Source organism: Streptomyces sp. NPDC087901, assembly GCF_044742205.1.
Taxonomy (GTDB): Bacteria; Actinomycetota; Actinomycetes; order Streptomycetales; family Streptomycetaceae; genus Streptomyces.
Genome location: NZ_JBIUUC010000003.1, coordinates 96044 through 113935 on the forward strand (window position 1 = coordinate 96044; position 17892 = coordinate 113935).

General features: G+C 69.0%; 14 protein-coding genes and 1 pseudogene. 9 read left to right on the forward strand and 6 right to left on the reverse strand.

Going from position 1 to position 17892, the window contains the following annotated elements; translation table 11 throughout:
- Positions 1-223: 223 nt before the first annotated feature.
- On the reverse strand, positions 224-976 hold the full coding sequence (locus ACIOEW_RS09945) for a GntR family transcriptional regulator (RefSeq protein ID WP_350989064.1): 753 nt from the start codon (positions 974-976) through the stop codon (positions 224-226).
- Between the two features lie 277 nt (positions 977-1253).
- Here ACIOEW_RS09945 and ACIOEW_RS09950 point away from each other — a divergent pair, with 277 nt between their 5' ends.
- From ACIOEW_RS09950 to ACIOEW_RS09960, 3 genes are all read left to right on the forward strand, one after another.
- The gene (locus tag ACIOEW_RS09950) at positions 1254-2648 is read left to right on the forward strand and encodes a glycoside hydrolase family 18 protein (RefSeq protein WP_401963070.1); all 1395 of its coding nucleotides are present in this window, start codon (positions 1254-1256) and stop codon (positions 2646-2648) included.
- 68 nt (positions 2649-2716) lie between these two features.
- Complete coding sequence (locus tag ACIOEW_RS09955) at positions 2717-3832, forward strand: pyridoxal-phosphate dependent enzyme (protein WP_401963071.1); 1116 nt, start codon at positions 2717-2719, stop codon at positions 3830-3832.
- Positions 3833-3929: 97 nt separating this feature from the next.
- Entirely contained in the window at positions 3930-6530 is a 2601-nt protein-coding gene (locus ACIOEW_RS09960; protein WP_401963072.1) for a discoidin domain-containing protein, read from the forward strand.
- On the opposite strand, the gene ACIOEW_RS09965 is transcribed toward ACIOEW_RS09960, so the two are convergent.
- Positions 6517-7407: a DMT family transporter gene (locus tag ACIOEW_RS09965; protein WP_401963074.1), complete on the reverse strand. Its 891-nt coding sequence runs from the start codon at positions 7405-7407 to the stop codon at positions 6517-6519. The genes ACIOEW_RS09960 and ACIOEW_RS09965 overlap by 14 nt on opposite strands.
- A 49-nt stretch (positions 7408-7456) precedes the next feature.
- Between ACIOEW_RS09965 and ACIOEW_RS09970 the strand changes: the two genes are divergently transcribed.
- Positions 7457-8005 (forward strand): MarR family winged helix-turn-helix transcriptional regulator, encoded by a 549-nt coding sequence (locus ACIOEW_RS09970; RefSeq protein ID WP_401963075.1) that lies wholly within the window; start codon positions 7457-7459, stop codon positions 8003-8005.
- Between the two features lie 17 nt (positions 8006-8022).
- Here the strand turns inward: ACIOEW_RS09970 and ACIOEW_RS09975 are convergent, their stop codons facing one another.
- Entirely contained in the window at positions 8023-9456 is a 1434-nt protein-coding gene (locus ACIOEW_RS09975; protein WP_401963076.1) for a sugar porter family MFS transporter, read from the reverse strand.
- A gap of 313 nt (positions 9457-9769) precedes the next feature.
- Here ACIOEW_RS09975 and ACIOEW_RS09980 point away from each other — a divergent pair, with 313 nt between their 5' ends.
- The 3 genes from ACIOEW_RS09980 to ACIOEW_RS09990 all read left to right on the forward strand — a co-directional run bounded on the left by ACIOEW_RS09980 (position 9770) and on the right by ACIOEW_RS09990 (position 11656).
- On the forward strand, positions 9770-9955 hold the full coding sequence (locus ACIOEW_RS09980) for a hypothetical protein (RefSeq protein ID WP_401963077.1): 186 nt from the start codon (positions 9770-9772) through the stop codon (positions 9953-9955).
- A 28-nt stretch (positions 9956-9983) separates the two neighbouring features.
- Positions 9984-10760: a hypothetical protein gene (locus ACIOEW_RS09985; RefSeq protein WP_401963079.1), complete on the forward strand. Its 777-nt coding sequence runs from the start codon at positions 9984-9986 to the stop codon at positions 10758-10760.
- Positions 10761-10846: 86 nt separating this feature from the next.
- Positions 10847-11656 carry an acyltransferase gene (locus tag ACIOEW_RS09990; RefSeq protein WP_401963081.1) on the forward strand — a complete coding sequence of 270 codons (810 nt, stop codon included), beginning with the start codon at positions 10847-10849 and terminating at the stop codon, positions 11654-11656.
- 130 nt (positions 11657-11786) lie between these two features.
- Here the strand turns inward: ACIOEW_RS09990 and ACIOEW_RS09995 are convergent, their stop codons facing one another.
- From ACIOEW_RS09995 to ACIOEW_RS10005, 3 genes are read right to left on the reverse strand one after another with little or no spacing between them, the layout of a single operon-like run.
- Complete coding sequence (locus ACIOEW_RS09995; protein WP_362551176.1) at positions 11787-12863, reverse strand: NAD-dependent epimerase/dehydratase family protein; 1077 nt, start codon at positions 12861-12863, stop codon at positions 11787-11789.
- Positions 12860-13576, reverse strand: a complete 717-nt coding sequence (locus ACIOEW_RS10000) for an IspD/TarI family cytidylyltransferase (protein WP_362551179.1) — start codon at positions 13574-13576, stop codon at positions 12860-12862. Before ACIOEW_RS10000 ends, ACIOEW_RS09995 begins: the two co-directional genes overlap by 4 nt.
- Before the next feature lie 5 nt (positions 13577-13581).
- Entirely contained in the window at positions 13582-15156 is a 1575-nt protein-coding gene (locus tag ACIOEW_RS10005) for a CDP-glycerol glycerophosphotransferase family protein (RefSeq protein WP_362551182.1), read from the reverse strand.
- Positions 15157-16352: 1196 nt separating this feature from the next.
- Between ACIOEW_RS10005 and ACIOEW_RS10010 the strand changes: the two are divergent.
- Both ACIOEW_RS10010 and ACIOEW_RS10015 read left to right on the forward strand, forming a co-directional pair.
- Positions 16353-17544, forward strand: a pseudogene (locus ACIOEW_RS10010) (permease).
- 174 nt (positions 17545-17718) lie between these two features.
- On the forward strand, positions 17719-17892 hold the full coding sequence (locus ACIOEW_RS10015) for a hypothetical protein (protein WP_401963082.1): 174 nt from the start codon (positions 17719-17721) through the stop codon (positions 17890-17892).

Consider the following 17892-nt stretch of genomic DNA (forward strand, 5'->3'; position numbering starts at 1 on the left):
CGGGTCCGAACGGGAAGTTAGGAGCAGGACATGACAAGCCGTCACGGTCGGCGATTGCCCGGCTGTTACGGGACAGGGGCTGCCGTTAACTTGTCGTCACACGCCGCGGACGTGCGCGTCCGGGTATCGGTCACCCGACAGGAACCGTCTCGCCCGGCCCCTGTCGCCCGACAGGAACCAGCCCGCCCGGCCGCCGCCACCGGGCCGAAACCGCTCCGCCCGGTCACCGGACCGGGAGGTGGTACGCGACCCGGTACCGGTCGGCCGGCACCACGACGTCGGCGGTCTCGACCGGGCGGCCCGACGCGTAGTACGTCCGCTCGATCACCATCACCACATGGCCCGGCACCCCGCCGAGCGCCAGGAGCTCCTCCGCCAGCCCCGGGCGCGCGCCGACCTGCTCGGCCACGTTGTCCACGACGACATCGATCGCGGCCATCCGCTCGACCACCCCGCAACCGCCCAACGGGCCCTCTTCCGGCAGCATCACCGGCGTGCGCCCCGTGACCGCGAGGGTCTCCCAGGAGGTGGAGAGCATCATCGGCTCCCCGCCGTCCCGGAACACGTAACGCGTACGCATCACGCGGTCGCCCGGCTCGATGCCGAGCCGTTCGGCGATCTCCGGGCTCGCCCCCTCCTGTTCGCTCCGGGACTCCCAGGTCCCCCGCGCACCCTCCGCCGTCTGCTCCTGCCGGAACGGACTGGCCCCGGTCTCCGACCGGAAGCCGGAACGGGCGATCCGGCGCGGCACCGGGCGCTCACGCACATACGTGCCGGAGCCGGAGCGGCCCTCGACCAGCCCCTCGGCCATCAGCACCTTGCGCGCCTCCAGCGCGACGGTGTCCGAGACTCCGTACTCCTCGCGGATACGCGCCTGCGAGGGCAGGCGCGTATGCGGCGGCAGCGAACCGTTGGCGATCTTCTCTCTCAGATCGCTCGCAACGCGCAGATAGGCGGGCTGCTCACCGAAAGTCACAGGCCACTCCCCAAGAGGTTGACAGACTGCAACAGCGTCGCAACCGTCGGTTCCAGACCGCAAGCACAGGCCAGAGTTTCACTCGAAGTGATGATTCGCGGCGGGTGAGCGCATAGCCCACCGCCGGCCGCCACGGCATCTCGCCCTTTCCGGTTCCCCCCACCCCTTGACCTCATTTGGTCCAGACCAATACCTTCCTCTCCACACGGCACGGTCACGCGTCTCTCAGCACTTGTCTCTCAGTACGTGCCTCCGCACACGCACAGGAACGGGCCTCATGCGTCGAAGAACCCTGTCCGGACTGGCCATTGCCGCCTGCGCCTTCTCGCTGGCGGCCACCCTCGCCCCCGCCGCCAACGCCACCGCGGGCCACGGCGAAAAGCCCGGCGCGGACCGCGGAGAAGGCAGCCACAGCTCGGCACCCGCCTACAAGCGCGTCGGCTACTTCACCCAATGGGGCGTCTACGGGCGCGACTTCCAGGTCAAGGACCTGGAGACCAGCGGCACGGCGGCCAAGCTCACCCACATCAACTACTCGTTCGGCAACGTCAGCGCCGACGGCAAGTGCTTCACCGGCAACGTGCCCGGCGAGGCCGACGCCTGGGCCGACTACGTCCGCCCGCTGGACGCCGCCGGCTCGGTGGACGGCGTCGCCGACACCGACGACCAGGCCCTCGCGGGCAACTTCAACCAGCTGCGCGAGCTCAAGGCCGAGCACCCCGGCCTCAAGGTGATGATCTCGCTCGGCGGCTGGAGCTGGTCCACCCACTTCTCGGACGCGGCCCGCACCGCCGCCTCCCGCAAGGCCTTCGTCTCCTCCTGCATCGACCTGTACATCAAGGGCAATCTGCCGGTGGACGGGACGCGCGGCGGCGAGGGCGCGGCGGCTGGCCTCTTCGACGGGGTGGACATCGACTGGGAATGGCCGGGATCCGCCGGTGACTCCGACACGGTGTACCGCCCCGAGGACAAGCGGAACTTCACGGCGCTGGTCCACGAGTTCCGCACCCAGCTCGACGCGTACGCGAAGAGCAGCGCCGCGTCGCGCAAGGGCGGCCACCACGGATCGAAGCCCAAGCACTACGACCTCTCCGCGTTCGTGCCCACGTCTCCCGAGAAGATCGACGCCGGCTTCGACGTCCCGCGCATCATGCGGGACTTCGACTTCGTCAACCTCCAGGGCTACGACTTCCACGTCTCGGGCGAGAAGACCACAGCGCAGCAGTCCGCGCTGTACGCGAAGGGCGACTTCAGCGTCGACCAGACCGTGCGCGACTGGCTGAAGCGCGGTGCCCCTGCCCGCAAGCTGGTGATGGGGATGCCGTTCTACGGTCAGGGCTGGACCGGCGTGACCGGCGGCGGCAACGGCCTCGGCCAACCCGCCACGGCCCCCGCGCCCGCCACCTGGGCGGCCGGCTACGAGGACTACAAGGCCCTCAAGAAGCTGGCCGACTCCGGTACGTACAAGGTCCACCGCAACGTCCGTGACGGCAGCGCCTGGCTGTTCGACGGCACCACGCTGTGGACGTACGACGACCCGCAGGTGCTGCGCACCAAGACCGCGTACATCCGCGACCACCGGCTCGGCGGGGCGATGTTCTGGTCACTGGACGGGGACACGGAGGACGGCGAGCTGATGACCGCCGTCGACCGCGGACTCTCCCGACGTTAGGTACCCCCTGTCCGGGGTGGCTGCGACAGCGCGGCCGCCCCGGACTCCGTTCCGCCGCCGCGGCTGGCATGCTGGCCGCCATGGCCACCACGTACCTCTGCCCGCAGGACGGCACCCGTGCCGATGTCACCTCGCTCACCTGGTGCTGCCCGGTCTGCCGCGGCCCGTGGGACCTCGACTTCGAGAGCGCGGGCCCTCTGCGTCCCGGCGATCTGCCCGGCCGGGTCAACTCCCTGTGGCGCTACGAGGAGGTCCTGCCCCTCTCCTCCCCCGAGACCACCCTCGGCGAGGGCCGCACCCCGCTCGTCCCGCTCACCGGCACGGTCTCGGCCAAACTCGACTTCCTGATGCCCACACTCTCGTTCAAGGACCGCGGCGCGGTGATGCTCGCCGAACTGGCCCGCCGCCTCTCCCCCGAGCGCGTCGTCGCGGACAGCAGCGGCAACGCGGGCACGGCCGTCGCCGCGTACTGCGCCCGCGCCGCGCTGCCCTGCACGGTGTACGTCCCCGAGGGCACATCCGCGAAGAAGACCGAGCAGATCCGGGCCCACGGCGCCCGGCTGGAGATCGTCCCCGGGGACCGCGAGGCGACCGCGCGGGCGGCCCGCACCGCTGCCGACGCGCCCGGCACCTTCTACGCATCGCATGTCTTCAACCCGTACTTCCTGCACGGCACGAAGACGTACGTGTACGAACTCTGGGAGGACCTCGGCGGCCGGCTCCCCGACGCCATCGCCGTACCCGTCGGCAACGGCACGCTGCTGCTCGGCGCGGCCCTGGCCACCGCGGAACTCCTCGCCCAGGGCCTGATCGACACCCGCCCCGCGCTGATCGCCGTCCAGGCCGAGGCCGTGTCGCCGCTGGCCGCGGCCTTCCACGCGGGGGCGGACGACCTCCTCGACGCCCCGGCCGGTACCACCGCCTCCCCCACGCTCGCCGAGGGCATCGCCATTCCGCGCCCGCCGCGTGCCCGGGCGATCCTGGCCGCGGTACGGGAGTCGGGCGGCACCTTCCTGACGGTGACCGAGGATCGGATCCGCACCGCGCAGCGGGATCTGGCCGCCCGCGGCTTCTACGTGGAGACGACGGGCGTGGCCTGCTGGGCGGCGGTGGGCGGCTGGACGGACCGCAGCGTCGTCGTGCCGCTGTGCGGCGCGGGCCTCAAGACGGGGCTCGCCGCCTGAAGCGTCCGCGCGCGGGCCCGCGCGCACGCCCCGCGTCAGCCGTTCACCCCGCGCGCCGCGCACCACCGCACCACGCCCCCTTGCCTACGTTCGTACCGTGAGCCTCTCGCGTACCTCTCTTCTCACGTCCCTCGTCGCGTGCGCCCTGATCGCACCGTCGCCCCTGTCGCCCGTCGCGTACGCCGCTGATCAGCGACCGCCCGCCCCGGCAGCCGTGGCCTGCGGCCGGGACACGGACCCCGCCTGGGCCCCGACGTCCACCACGTTCGGGGAGGCCGCGGGCTACGACCCCTACGTCGGCAACGGCTACCTGGGACACCGCGTACCGGCGGCCGGTGCCGGATACGCCGAACGGGACGAGAAGACCGGCTGGCCGCTGTTCACGCCGCGCTACGACGGGGCGTTCGTCTCCGGGCTCTTCGGCCGCGAGGAGGACCTGGCGGCCGGCCGCGAGGTGGCCGCCGCGCTGCCGAGCTGGACGAACCTCGATGTGCGCGTGGGCGAGGAGACGTACGGCTCGGCCACACCTGCCGGCCGGATCTCCCGGTACCGCCAGACGGTGTTCCTGCGCTGCGGGTTGGTGGTGACGTCGTTGCGCTGGACCACGGCCGACGGCCGCGCGACCGACCTGACGTACGAGGTGCTGGCCGACCGGTCCGAGGTGCACACCGGTGCCGTACGGCTGCGGATGACCCCGCGCTGGACCGGCACCGCGACAGTGACCGGCCGCCTCGACCCGCGCGGCGCACGCCGGATCGCGCTGGAGGACGACGGGACGTTCCGCACCCGGGGCACGGGGACGGCGGGCGCGATCGTCCAGACCATGCGCCCGGCGGGCGTGAACGGACACACGGCCCGGGTGAGCGCCGGGCGCACGTACACGTTCGAGAAGTACGTCGGGGTGGACACCGCACTCACCTCACGCGCCCCGCGCACCACCGCCCGCGAGGCGTCCCGGGGCGCTGCACGGCGCGGCTGGTCCGCCGTCCTCGCCGAGAACGCCGCCGTCTGGCGCCGCGACTGGTCCGCCGACGTGTCCGTGCCGGGCAGCCCCGAACTGCAGAAGTGGCTGCGCTCCGCCCAGTACGGGCTCCTCGCCTCCACCCGCGCCGGCTCCCGCGACAGCATCGCCCCGGCCGGGCTGACCAGCGATAACTACGCGGGCATGGTCTTCTGGGACGCGGAGACCTGGATGTACCCGGGGCTGCTCGCCACCCGGCCCGAACTGGCCCGTTCGGTGGTCGAGTACCGCTACCGGACACGCGACGAGGCCCGTACGAATGCCGAGAAGCTCGGGTTCAAGGGGCTGTTCTACCCGTGGACGAGCGCGAGCAGGGGCAATCTCTGGTCCGAGTGCCAGAGCTGGAACCCGCCGCACTGTGTGACCCAGAACCACCTCCAGGGCGATGTCTCGCTGGCTGTCTGGCAGTACTACCTGGCCACCGGCGACCGCGACTGGCTGGCCGGCCACGGCTGGCAGATGCTCCAGGGCATCGCCGACTTCTGGGCCTCGCGCGCCACCGCGAACGACGACGGCAGCTACTCGGTGAAGGAGGTGGCGGGCCCGGACGAGTACAGCAACGGGGTCACGGACGGGGTGTTCACGAACGCCGTCGCGGCCACCGCCCTGCGCAACGCCACCCGCGCGGCGCGGCTCCTCGGGCACCCCGCTCCTGCCGAGTGGACGAAGGTCGCGGACGGTCTGCGCATCCCGTACGACCCGGACCGCAAGCTCTTCCTCCAGTACGCGGGCTACGACGGCTCGACGATCAAACAGGCCGACACCGTGCTGCTGATCTATCCCCTGGAGTGGCCGATGGAGGCGGGCGCGGCGGCCGCCACACTCGACTACTACGCGGCGCACACCGATCCGGACGGCCCGGCGATGACGGACTCGGTCCACGCGATCGACGCGGCCGCGATCGGGGAGCCGGGCTGTGCGACGTACACGTATCTCCAGCGTGCCGTGCGCCCCTTCATGCGGGGCCCGTACGCCCTCTTCAGTGAGGCGCGCGGCGCGAAGGCGGGCGCGCAGGATCCGCTGTCCGGATTCCCGGCCGAGGACTTCCTCACCGGCAAGGGCGGTTTCCTCCAGGTGTTCACGCACGGGCTGACGGGCCTGCGCCTGAGGGAGGACGGGGTGCGCCTGGACCCGCTGCTGCCGCCACAGCTGAGCGACGGCGTGAAGCTGACGGGGCTGCGCTACCAGGGGCGTACGTACGACGTGTCGATCGGCCCCCGCACGACGGAGGTCCGCCTCACCTCGGGCGCCCCCTTCACCCTCCACACCCCGTCGGGTCCGCGCTCCCTGTCCACCACCCTCACTCTCCCCACCCGCCGCCCGGACCTGACCCCGACCACCGACGCGGCCCGCTGCCGCCCGGCGACGGCCACGTCCGAGACCCCCGGCCTGTACGCGGCCGCGGCGGTCGACGGCAGTACGGCGACCGCCTGGTCCCCGGACGGGGAGACGGGCTCACTGACGGTGGACCTGGGTCGGGCGGCCCCGGTGACGTCGATCGAGCCCGCGTGGACGGACGTGACCCCCGAGTCGCACCTCCTGGAGACCTCGGCCGACGGCAGGACCTGGCAGCCCTACCGGGCGGGCGCGGTGGCCCGCGAGGTGCGGGTGACGGTCCGTTCGGCGGATGCGGCCGAGCCGACGGGCGTACGGGAACTGCAGGTCACGCAGCCTTAGGGCGCGTGTGGCAGACCTCGGCCGGCCGTCGGCGCGCCACCGGCCGGCCGAGCAGAATCCCGCCCAGCACGAGGACGAGCCCGCAGATCTGCCGGAGAGTGAGCGACTCCCCGGCGACCACGGTGCCGAGGAGTACTCCGGTCACCGGGTTGAGCAGCCCGACCAGGCCGACGGTCGCGGCCGGCAGATGGCGCAGGCCCGCGAACCAGGCGGCGAAGGCGAGAGCGGTCGCCACCACGGTGACGTATCCGAAACCGAGGACGGCCGCTCCGTCGAGTGCGGGCGGCGCGCCTTCCACGGCTGCGGCGAGGGGCAGCAGCAGAAGGCCACCGGCGATCAGCTGCCAGGAGGTCGAGGCCAGGACATCGGTCCCGGCGCCCCAGCGCTTGGTGAGGACGTAGCCGAGGGACGACATCAGCAGGGCTGCGACCGAGGCCAGTACCCCTCGGATGTCGGCCGAGACGGTTCCGGTCAGGAGCATGAGGCATACCCCGCCGATGCCGGCGGCGGCCCCCAGCAGGGGCAGCAGCCCCGGCCGCTCGGCGACGAGCGCCCAGGCGATCAGCATCATGGTCACCGGCGAGGCGGCCATGATCGTCGAGGCGGTGCTGGTCGGGAGCAGTTGCGCGGCGACGTACACGAGGGCGAAGAAGCCGCCCATGTTCAGGACGCCGAGGATCACGGCCTTCCACCACCAGGAGCCGCGGGGCCGTTCGCGACGGACGGCCAGCAGGAGCAGCCCGGCGGGCAGGGCCCTGATGGCGGCGCCGTACAGCGGGGTCTCGGCGGGCAGGTAGGCGTGGGTGACGTAGTAGTTCGTGCCCCAGGCCACCGGGGCGATCGCCGTGATCAGCACCCATCGCAAAGTAGCTTCCATGGAAGTTAATATACCCGGAGATACCTTCCTCGGAAGCTACAATGAGGAAATGAGCGAAGCGCCGAACGAAGCCGTGCCGGGTTCCGCCGCCCCACAGCCCCTGGACCACGTGGCCCGCATCCAGGCCGAGTGGGCCCGCGAGCGCCCGGATCTCGATGTGCGCCCCCAGGGCGTGATCGGCCGCCTGCACCGGCTGGCCGGGCTGCTCACGGAGGAGCTCTGCGTGGTGTACCGCCGATTCGGTCTGAGCGAGGGCGAGTTCGACGTCCTGGCCGCGCTGCGCCGGGCCGGGGAGCCGTTCGAACGGGCCCCGGGCGAACTGGCCACGCACACCATGGTCACCACCGGCGCGATGACGAAGCGCATCGACCGCCTGGAACGCTCCGGCCTGGTCACCCGCCGCCGGGCAGCAGGCGACGGCCGCGCCCGCGTGGTCGCCCTCACCCCCGCCGGCCTCGATCTGATCGACCGGGCCTTCACCGAGCACATGCGCAACGAACGCCGCCTGCTCGACACCCTGACCGGCGACGAGGCGGCGGCACTGGAACCACTGCTGACAGCGTGGCTGGAGCGGGTGGAGCCGCCGCGGGGCGGCTGAGCGCCGGCCGGCCGGCGTCAGCCCGGAGCCGGACCGGCCTGCGGACTCCGCCCGAAGCGGGCCTGCAGAGCGGTGTCCACCTCGTCGAATTCACGGTCCCGGGTCTCCGGCACATAGCGGCCGACGAACCACAGGGTGAACGCGACGACCGCGGCGAAGATCCAGAACGTCTCGCCCTGGCCGATCACATCGGCGAGCGGCAGGAACGCGAGGCTGACCACGAAGTTCGACGCCCAGTTCACCGCCGTGGAGGCGGCCGAACCGGCAGCGCGGGCCGAGGGCTGGAAGAGTTCACCGATGAGCACCCAGAACACCGGGCCGAGGCCCACCGCGAAGGAGGCGATATAGATCACCATGAACAGCAGCGACAGCACGGAGCCCAGGTCCACCACGTACGAGAATCCCAGCAGAACGAGCATGGCCAGCATCCCCGTCAGGGAAATGAGCAGCAGGGGGCGGCGGCCCATTCGGTCGACCAGCCTGATGGCCACCACCGTCATGATCAGGTTGATGGCCCCGATCGCCACCGAATAGAAGATTGAATTCGATGCCGAAAGGCCGGTCTTCTGAATGAGCGTCGGCGCGTAGTAGATGATCGTGTTGATTCCGCCGAACTGCTGCGCGGCCGCCAGGGTGAGGCCCACGATCAGCGCCGGCCGCACTCGGGGCGCCAGCAGGACCCGCCAGTTCTCCTTCTGCCCGGCACCCCGCTTCTCGTCCTCGCGCCGCCGCACGGCCTGCTCGACGACGCGCGTCGCCCGTGCTTCGCCGCTGACCGACTCGACGACCGCGCGGGCCTTGTCCACCTGGCCCTTGAGGACCAGCCACTGCGGCGATTCGGGCAGCAGCCACACCGTTCCCGCGACCATCAGCAGAGCCGGGACCGCACCCACGGCGAACATCGCTCGCCACTGACCGCCGTCGGAGAAGGCGAGGTTGACGAGGTACGCGATCAGGATGCCGGTCGTGATCATGAGCTGGTTGAGTGTGAGGAACCGCCCGCGCAACTCCGTCGGGGACACCTCCGAGAGATAGACCGGTACGGTCGCCGAGGCCGCGCCGACCGCCACACCGAGGACGACACGGCCGATCAGGAGCGCACCGTAGCCGGGGGCGAACACCAGAATCGCCGTCCCGCCGATGAAGACCAGCCCCTCGGCCGCCAGCGTCTTCCTGCGGCCCAGCCGGTCCGCCATCCGCCCGGCGCTCACGGCCCCGATCATGGCGCCGATGAGCAACACGCTGACGACACTGCTCTGTTCGAAGGAACTGAGATCGAAGTCGCTCTTGATGTAGAGCAGCGCCCCGGATACGACACCGGTGTCGTATCCGAAAAGGAACCCGCCGAGCGCGATGCAGAACGCCCACAGGCGAATCTTCCGTACGCCCTCCGGGCGAATGTCCGACAGTGGCCCGCCTGTCCCCGGTTCCCTGGAATACGCCTGAACCATTTCGCATCCCTGTCATGTGTCGGCGTCCGGACCTGCGAGCCATTCCTCGTCGAAGAGAATCACAGCCCGGGCGCACCGCCCGACTGGCGATCCGATCGGACCGGGGCCGTTCCTCCCCGGGCGACGGGGCTCTCCCTCGCGTCACGCGGGAGTGGACCGCCCGCGCCGCACCGGGCCGGCAGCCCCCTCCGCGGGGTCGGCGCCACACCCCTCCCGGCGGTCATTCCAATGGGCTACCCCATGCGGCTGCCCCTGTCCGGCCGCTGAACACTCAACACTCACAGGACGCTGCGAGCGCCAGGAGGGCGTGGACATGAAGTCCATCACCGTCGTACCCGGCAGGCCCGGCCAGGTGGAGGTCCTCGATGTCCCCGAACCCGGCCCGGAGCAGGGTTTGTTGCTCGTCGAAGGGCTGCTCCTCGGCATCTGCGGCACCGACATCGACATCGTCGACACAGGGTTACGGTGCGGCCCCGCCCGGCCAGGAACGTCTCGGTGACCGGGGCGTCCTGCTCGAACCCGTCTCCGTGGTCGCCAAGGCATGGGAGCAGACCGAACGCACCCTGGCCCGTTCCTCCTGGAAGCCGAAGGTCGCGCTCGTCACCGGCGCCGGGCCGATCGGCCTGTTCGCCGCCGTGCTGGGCGTCCAACGCGGCCTGAAGGTCCGCGTACCCGACCTGAACGACAGCGGACCCAAGCCGGAGCTCGTCGCCGGCCTCGGTGGAACATTCCACACCGGCCACGTCCGGGACATCGGCCTGGAACCCGACATCGTCATCGAATGCACCGGTGCCGGCTCGCTGGTCCACGGGCTGACGGAGGTCGTCGGCGCCGGCGCCGTCATCTGCCTGACCGGTATCTCATCCGGCAGCCGGAAGGTCACGGTGGACCTGGACGCGACCGCCCGGGACATGGTGCTGGAGAACACCGTCGTCTTCGGATCGGTCAACGCCGGCCGCCGCCACTACGAACAGGCCGCCGCCGCCCTCGCCGCGGCCGACCCGGGCCGGCTGGACCGCCTCATCACCCGCCGGGTGCCGGTGAGCGGCTTCGCCGACGCCCGGCACAAGCGCAGCGACGATGTGAAGGCCGTCGTCGACCTGCAAGCCCGATACCGACGGCCCTGGCCCCGGCCCCCGAGAGGCATCCCCCACGGCCGACGGTATTTGACTAGATATGCCCTGAAGTACGCAAAATGTAAACCGCTCGGCACAGAAGCTCGCGATCCGACAGATGCTGTCACGACCGATGTCGCGGCCGCGTTTGGTCCGATCACGCCAGGATTCAGTAACAGGGTCATCTGATAACTTAACCCGAGATCCCAAGCCGGAATGGAGGTACGAGGGGCAGGTCCGACCCTGAACCGGTCGAGGGCATCCCTCAGATCACAATGCTGCAAGTGCGCAAACTCGAGCGTTACAAGGACGATCAGGGAAACGAGATCGTCTATGACGGAGAGATCCGTGCAGAGAAGATCGATATCCGATTCAAGGGGTCGAACAACAAACTCGTCATCAGCCCCAAAGCGGATATCCAGGACCTACTCGTCACCTTCTCGGGAGACAACGGTCAGATAGACATCGAGCAGACCACGAAGAAGCGCGCAGGTCTCCGCTTCGAACTGCGCTGCGGGCACGAGTCCCGGATCCGGATCGGCGAGAACGTGGGCTGCGCGGGCCGCACCTTCATCTCCGCCGTCGAAGGTGTGTCGGTGTCGATCGGCGCCGACGTGATGTTCGCCAAGAACATCGAGGTGCGCGGCGACGACACCCACCCGATCTTCGACGTGCGTACCGAGAAGCGCGTGAACCCGTCCCAGTCGATCGTCGTGGGCGAGCACGTCTGGATCGCGAAGCATGCGGTCGTGATGGGCGGCGTCACCATCGGCAACGGCTCGGTGATCGGCTTCCGCAGCGTCGTCACGAAGTCCATTCCCAACAACTGCACCGCGGTGGGATCACCGGCGCGAGTGGTGCGGCGGAACATCGCCTGGGAGCGTCCCGAGGTCGTTCCTCGCCGCCCGAACGAGCTGTATCCGCGCAAGGGCGAGAAGTCCACGCAGTACTGGAACCTCACCGACGACGACAGTGTCTCGGAGAAAATGGTGGTACGGCCGCTGCCCAAGGCGAAGCAGCGTCGGCTGACCCGTTTCCTTCCGGCTCCGTTGCGGCGACTGGCCAGGAAAATTCGATCTTCCTGAAGTGCCCGCTTTCGGCAGTTCAGTGACATTGCGCCACAATGCCTCGGGCCCGGACTTCCGTCCGGGCCCGAGGCATTTTGTGTCCTGGCGCTTTCCGCCGATCCGTGTCGGTGGCGTACCGACGCGGGATTTACTGGAGGCCCGGGGCGCTCGACTCCAGATGAGTCACCATGCGGTTCAGCCCGGTCGGCAGATCAACCACCGGGTTCCAGCCGAGTGCTGAGAGCCGCGTGCTGTCCAGGCCCTGCTTCTTGGTCAGGCTGTACGAGCGCGCGTCGGACTCGTTGGTGAACCGGAGCTGCTGTCCACGCTCCGGGCGCACCTCGGTGAAGAGCTCCGCCAGCCGCCGGATCGAGACCAGACCGGCCGGGTCCGCGACGTTGTAGGCCACCTGGTCACCGCGGAGCAGCGTGTAGAAGAGCCCCGCGATGGCGTCGGCCACATAGGTGTAGGTCCGCACGCCGGAACCGTCGCTGTTGAGCACGATGTCCTTGCCGGCCACCACGTTCGCCGCGAAGTCGGCCTGCACGCGCCCGTCGTCGAGCGCCATGCCGGGCCCGTAGACGTGACCGAACCTGACGACGTGGCTGTCGATGCCGTACTGCGCCTGGTAGGTCGCGCAGATCGTCTCCGCCGCGCGCTTCCCCTCGGCGTAGCAGGCCCGCGGGTTGAGGATGTCGAACCCGCCGTAGCTCTGCTCGTCGATGAGCTCGGTCTCCGGGGCCTGGGCACCGTAGACCTCCGCCGACGACATCAGCAGGAATCCGCGGCTGGCCTTCTCCACACAGAGGTCGAGCAGGTTGAACGTGCCCAGCAGGTTCGCCTTGATCGTCATGACCGGCTGGCTGCCGTGCAGGGCGGGCCGCGCGGCACTCGCCCCGTGGATCACGTAGTCGACGGGACCGGGCAGCTCCAGCGGAGCCGACACGTCCTGGACCACGAGGTGGAAGTCCGGGCGGTCGAGCACGTCCGCGAGCAGCCGCCTGGCCTTCTCCTCGTTCCGCACCAGGCCGTGCACGGTGATGCCCGCGCCGTGCCGGTCGTTCAGTGCGAGGAGGGTGTAGACGACGTACGACGGCAGCATGCCGCTCGCGCCGGTGACCAGCACGGTGCGGCCGGAAAGCTCGCTCCACGGCAGGTCGCGGTCAAGGATCTCGTCGAGGTCGTGCGCCACGACCGGGCTGGAGACGGTGGCCAATGGAATCACGTACCTACGATCTGCTGGTTCTCAAGGATCTCGAAGAACGTCCGGCAGAGGTAGAAGTCCTCGGCCGTCGTGATCTTGATGTTCGAGCGGGGGCCGACCACGCGGTAGATCTTGCGACCGTACTTGTGCATGAGGGAGCACGAGTCGATGGTGTCGTGCTCGTCCTCCGCGACCGCCTGGTCGTACAGCGAGAGGATCTCGCCGAGCCGGAAGCTCTGCGGGGCCTGCGCGGCGTAGATGTGGTCGCGCGGGATCACGTCGTCGATGTGCTCGTGCTCACTCGACACCACGGTCTCGTTGAACTTGGTGCAGGTGATGGCCGAGCCGTGCTCCCGGACCGTCTCGATGTTGGCGCTGATCAGCTTCGCGTCGATCAGCGGCCGCACGCCGTCGTGGATCAGCACGACGGTGTCGTCGGGGCACTCCGCGGCGACCGTCGAGAGAGCCTTGTGCCGCGACTCCTGACCGGTCGCACCGCCGTCGATGATCCACTTGACCTTCTGGATCTCGTACCGCTTCAGCAGCTTCTCCATGTACTCGCGGTACTCGGCGAGTATCGCGATGGCGATGCTGTCTATCTCGGGGTGCGACTCGAAGTGCTCGAGGGTGTGGATGATGATCGGCTTGCCGTTGACCTCCAGAAACTGCTTCGGGAGGGCACGGGAGTTCATCCTCGAACCGATACCGCCGGCAAAAAGCAAAGCAACGTTCATTGTGTCTATTCCTCCGACTGGTCGCTGAGCGGCTGGTCAGCCACCGTCGTGTCGTCCGGTACGGGGTCGAGCCAGCGGTGCTGGCCGCCCGTCTCCCTGCCACCGTGATCTCCGACAACCAGCCAGTCGATCACGCGGTCCGCCGAGTTGGTGTCGACGTAGTCGAAGTTCTCCCGCCGGAACTCCTCGACCTTCGAAAGGTCGAAGTCCTCGTCCTGCAGGGCCTTGAGCAAATCGTCGAACGTCACGCAGATCGTGCCGGGGGCGACGGAGTCGTAGTCCCGGTGGAATCCGCGGATCACCGAATACGTGTCCTTGTCGTACGCGAAGAACAGGATCGGCTTGTCGAGCAGCGTGTACTCGTAGATGACCGACGAGTAGTCCGTGACGAGCACGTCGGTCACGTGCAGCAGGTCGTTGGTGTCGGGGAACGACGCGAAGTTCACCAGCCGGTCCGTGTACTCGTCGGGGATCGGCGGGGCCTCCGTGATGAAGTGGTGCATCCGGAAGAGCACGACGTACTTGTCGCCGCAGACCTCGTAGAGCTTCTCCCAGTCGATGCGGTCGTAGTCGTAGTGCGCGTCCCCGATGCTCTTCCCGCGGAAGGTCGGCGCGAACAGCACGATCTTCTTGCCCCGGAGCTGCGGGTACGAGGCGAAGAAGTCGTCCTTGACCTTCTGGGAGTGCTCCTCGTTGAGGAACGTGTCGATGCGCGGCAGGCCGGTCGGCACGACCGCCGACTCCTCGATGCCGAACGCCTCGGCGTACACCGGCACCAGGTGCTTGGACCCGGTGATGACGTAGGTGTACTTGCGGTGGGCGTTGGAGAGCTTCGGCGAGCCGTACTTGCCGAACCGGCTGTAGCCGACGGCCTTGAAGCCACTTCCCGCGTGCCAGAGCTGGATGATCTTCGTATCCGGCGAAATGCTCAGATTTCCGAGAAGACCGAAGTAGTCATCCATCAGCACGGTGTCCGACGTCGCCAGGCGATAGATGAGGCGGAGCGTGCTCCACTTGTTCGCCGTCGCCGGTATTCGGAACGAGTGGCTGAACTCATACTTCTTGTCGAGGTCCCGCTCGATCATCCGGTCGTGGACGCGAGCCAGGTTGCCGCCGAGGCCGGTGCGCATTTCGGAGGCGAACAGGATCCGGTTGCCACGCGGCGGATTCAGGCGGCGCGCGGTCCAGTAGAAGCGCTGAGCGATCTTGCGACGCCGGGCCCGCGGAAATACCTTCAGCCCTATTCGCTTACCGAGCGGCTTCTTCTTCGCCGGCTTCTTGCCCGGCCCCGCGCTGCGGAACAACTGGTACGTACGCATAAGGAAGTCGGGACTGTCCAAGTCATCCGAAATCCCGAACGCGATGACGTACACGGAGCGGTTGCGGTCGTAGAGGAAGGTACGGGAGCAGACGTCGAGCTCGTCCGTGGCCGTGAGGTCGAAGCCAGCGGCAGGCAGACGCTCATCACCGATCACCGGGACGATCCGCCATGTGCCGTTGGGCACCTGACGTCGGTTCTCGAAGTTGGTGACGTTGATCTCCAGGCGGTGCTGTTCGGCGTCGATCTGCCGAGCGTTCACCGGGAATTCGCGCTCGTTGTCAACAATCAGGAACCGGAGAGCACTAGGATCTCCAGTGAAGTCCGAGACCGTCACATCGAGCGTGAGGTGCACACGCTCCCAGGAAATCGCCGCTATTGAGCAACGCGCCATCGTCATCCTTCCGTTCGTGAACCGTCGTGCCTTCTGCGAGGCATGCGCGACGGCTACGGAGCCTGCCGGCGTCAGATGAGACGGTTATCGGAGCATAGCGTACCGACGTACGCCAGCCCGAAGGCAAGACGGGCGGCCACCGCCCCGGAACCACGGCCGAGCGCGCCCATCCGGGCCTTCCGACAGGGCCTTCTCATCTCCGCTGCCATCTTCGTCACACGAGGGGCCGGACTCCGCATGACAACACCAACTGGTTGCATCGACAGCTTGCCTGCGGCTATATACCTGGATAAACCCCCTTTACCGTACTGCGGACAACAGTTGCTCCCATCCGGAGACCGCATCGGCGATTTCGCACCGTAGCGAACCGAATACTCTTCGCAGTGCTTATTCCTCCCGCGCCCGGCTATGAAGACAGCCCGAAGGCGGGCCGGCCGAGGCGGCATTCGACAGAGCCGAGGAAGTACGCACACTCGGCGACCGGCTCCCGGCCGACGCCGATCAGGCCTGCCTCGCGCCCCTTCGGCAAGCCACGACGCACCAGCTCAAAGGCGCTACGCGCGCCACTCGCCCCGCTCCCCGAGACGGAAGCCACCGAGGCCCGGCACCACGCCTCGAGTGACGGCACGGCCCTCCTGCTCGCACAACCGCCATCAAGAGCGGCGCACTTGGCCGAAGTGAACTCCGCCACATCCGCCGAAGTGGCGGAGTTCACACGTCCCGGCGGACCGTCCGAGCCGCCGCGACCGGTAGAGCCGGCCGCGTCGCGGATCGCGGCTTCCGGGCGTCCGGCGCCGCCACCCCCACCCTCAGAGAGAGCCGGCTACGGCAATCAGCGCATGGCCCCGCCTACCGCCACCGGCCCTGGGCGGGGCCGCGGCGGTGACCGGGTTTCCCGGAGCGCGCGGCGCGTCCGGCCATCCGATCGGACCGGAACTGTTCATCAGCGGCCACGAGGGACTCGGCCGCATGGCACCCCACGCCCGGCCCGCCCCACGACACCGCTCCGGCGCCACGTGTCGGTGAGCCCTCCGACGTGGCCGCCTTGGAAGAGTTCAAGGATGATCCACGCCGTGCTGCACGCACTGTCGGTCGCCGGTTCCATGGCCTGGGAAATGGCCTGGGCCCTGATCCTGGGCTTCGCCCTGTCCGCCGTCGTCCAGGCCGTCGTCCGCAGATCCACGGTCGTCTCCCTGCTCGGCGACGACCGTCCCGCACCCTCGCCATCGCCGCGGGTCTCGGCGCGGCCTCCTCCTCCTGCTCGTACGCCGCGGTCGCACTGGCCCGCTCCCTGTTCCGTAGGGGCGCGAACTTCACCGCGGCGATGGCCTCGAGCTGGCCTCCACCAACCTGGTCATCGAACTGGGCGTCATCCTCGCCCTGTTGATGGGCTGGCAGTTCACCGTGGCGGAGTTCGTCGGCGACCCTCTCATGATCGTCTTCGTGGCCGTGCTGTTCCGGCTGTTCCTGCGCGACGGACTCCTGCGCCAGGCACGCGAGCAGGCCGACCGAGGACTCGCCGGTTCGATGGAGGGCCACGCCGCGATGGACATGTCCGCCCAGCGCAAGGGGTCCTTCTCACAACGGTTGCTGTCCCGCGAGGGCTTCACGTCCACCAGCAACGTCTTCGTCATGGAATGGGCGGCGATCCTGCGCGACCTGGTGACCAGCCTGCTCATCGCCGGCGCCGTAGCCGCCTGGGTTCCCGACTCGTTCTGGCGCGCCTTCTTCTTCGAAGATCACCCGCTGGCCTCGAAACTGTGGGGCCCGCTCATCGGCCCGCTGGTCGCGAGCGTCTCGTCCGTCTGCTCCGTCGGCAACGTGCCGCTCGCCCTGGTGCTGTGGAAGAGCGGGATCAGCTTCGGAGGCGTCATCGCGTTCATCTTCGGCGACCTGCTGATCCTGCCGATCCTCAACATCTATCGGAAGTACTACGGGGCGAGGACGGCCCTGTACCTCTTCGGCACCTTCTACCTCGCCATGGTGATCGCCGGATACGTCGTCGAATTCGCCTTCGGCGGCCTCGGCCTCGTACCCGACCGGGCCGACGCCGAGATCCCGGGCGAGGAGGAAGGGATCACCTGGAACTACACGACCTACTTGAACATCGTCTTCCTGGCCCTGGCCGCCGCACTCCTGATCCGGTTCGTCCGCACCGGCGGTACCGGCATGCTCCGCATGATGGGCGGCGCGCCCGGCACGGACGACGCAGTACATGCGCAGCACAGCTGCGGGATGAGCGGCCGCGAGGACTGACCACCACGGGGCGGGCATCCTCCGGACTCCACCGGACGAACCTTCACGAGGACGGGACGCCCTTCCCGCCCGACCTGCGCGCTTGACGCATTGCCTCACGCACGGCACGTGCACGGCTACACGTTGAAGCGGAATGCCTGGCGCCCGAGCCCGACCTGCGGCGGAGCCTCCCAGATGACCCTGACCCTCGCCCGGCTCTCCTCTCCCGATGCTCTCGGACGAGGCGAGTCCCTGATGGGCGTGCAGCGCAGGCGCGGGCAGACGGCCCGGGTGTGGGTGACGACGACGGTTCGCGGTTCGGCCGTCGTCGACCTCGTGGCCCGGATCTGGCTGAGTCGCTACGGTTGA

What these genes read in the sequence shown, in the direction of transcription:
- ACIOEW_RS09975 (WP_401963076.1), bottom strand. Translation starts at nt 9,456, where the DNA reads ATGGTTCAGGCGTATTCCAGGGAACCGGGGACAGGCGGGCCACTGTCG.
- ACIOEW_RS10000 (WP_362551179.1), bottom strand. Translation starts at nt 13,576, where the DNA reads ATGAACGTTGCTTTGCTTTTTGCCGGCGGTATCGGTTCGAGGATGAAC.
- ACIOEW_RS09955 (WP_401963071.1), top strand. Translation starts at nt 2,717, where the DNA reads ATGCTGGCCGCCATGGCCACCACGTACCTCTGCCCGCAGGACGGCACC.
- ACIOEW_RS09970 (WP_401963075.1), top strand. Translation starts at nt 7,457, where the DNA reads ATGAGCGAAGCGCCGAACGAAGCCGTGCCGGGTTCCGCCGCCCCACAG.
- ACIOEW_RS09965 (WP_401963074.1), bottom strand. Translation starts at nt 7,407, where the DNA reads ATGGAAGCTACTTTGCGATGGGTGCTGATCACGGCGATCGCCCCGGTG.
- ACIOEW_RS10015 (WP_401963082.1), top strand. Translation starts at nt 17,719, where the DNA reads ATGACCCTGACCCTCGCCCGGCTCTCCTCTCCCGATGCTCTCGGACGA.
- ACIOEW_RS09990 (WP_401963081.1), top strand. Translation starts at nt 10,847, where the DNA reads ATGCTGCAAGTGCGCAAACTCGAGCGTTACAAGGACGATCAGGGAAAC.
- ACIOEW_RS09980 (WP_401963077.1), top strand. Translation starts at nt 9,770, where the DNA reads ATGAAGTCCATCACCGTCGTACCCGGCAGGCCCGGCCAGGTGGAGGTC.
- ACIOEW_RS09950 (WP_401963070.1), top strand. Translation starts at nt 1,254, where the DNA reads ATGCGTCGAAGAACCCTGTCCGGACTGGCCATTGCCGCCTGCGCCTTC.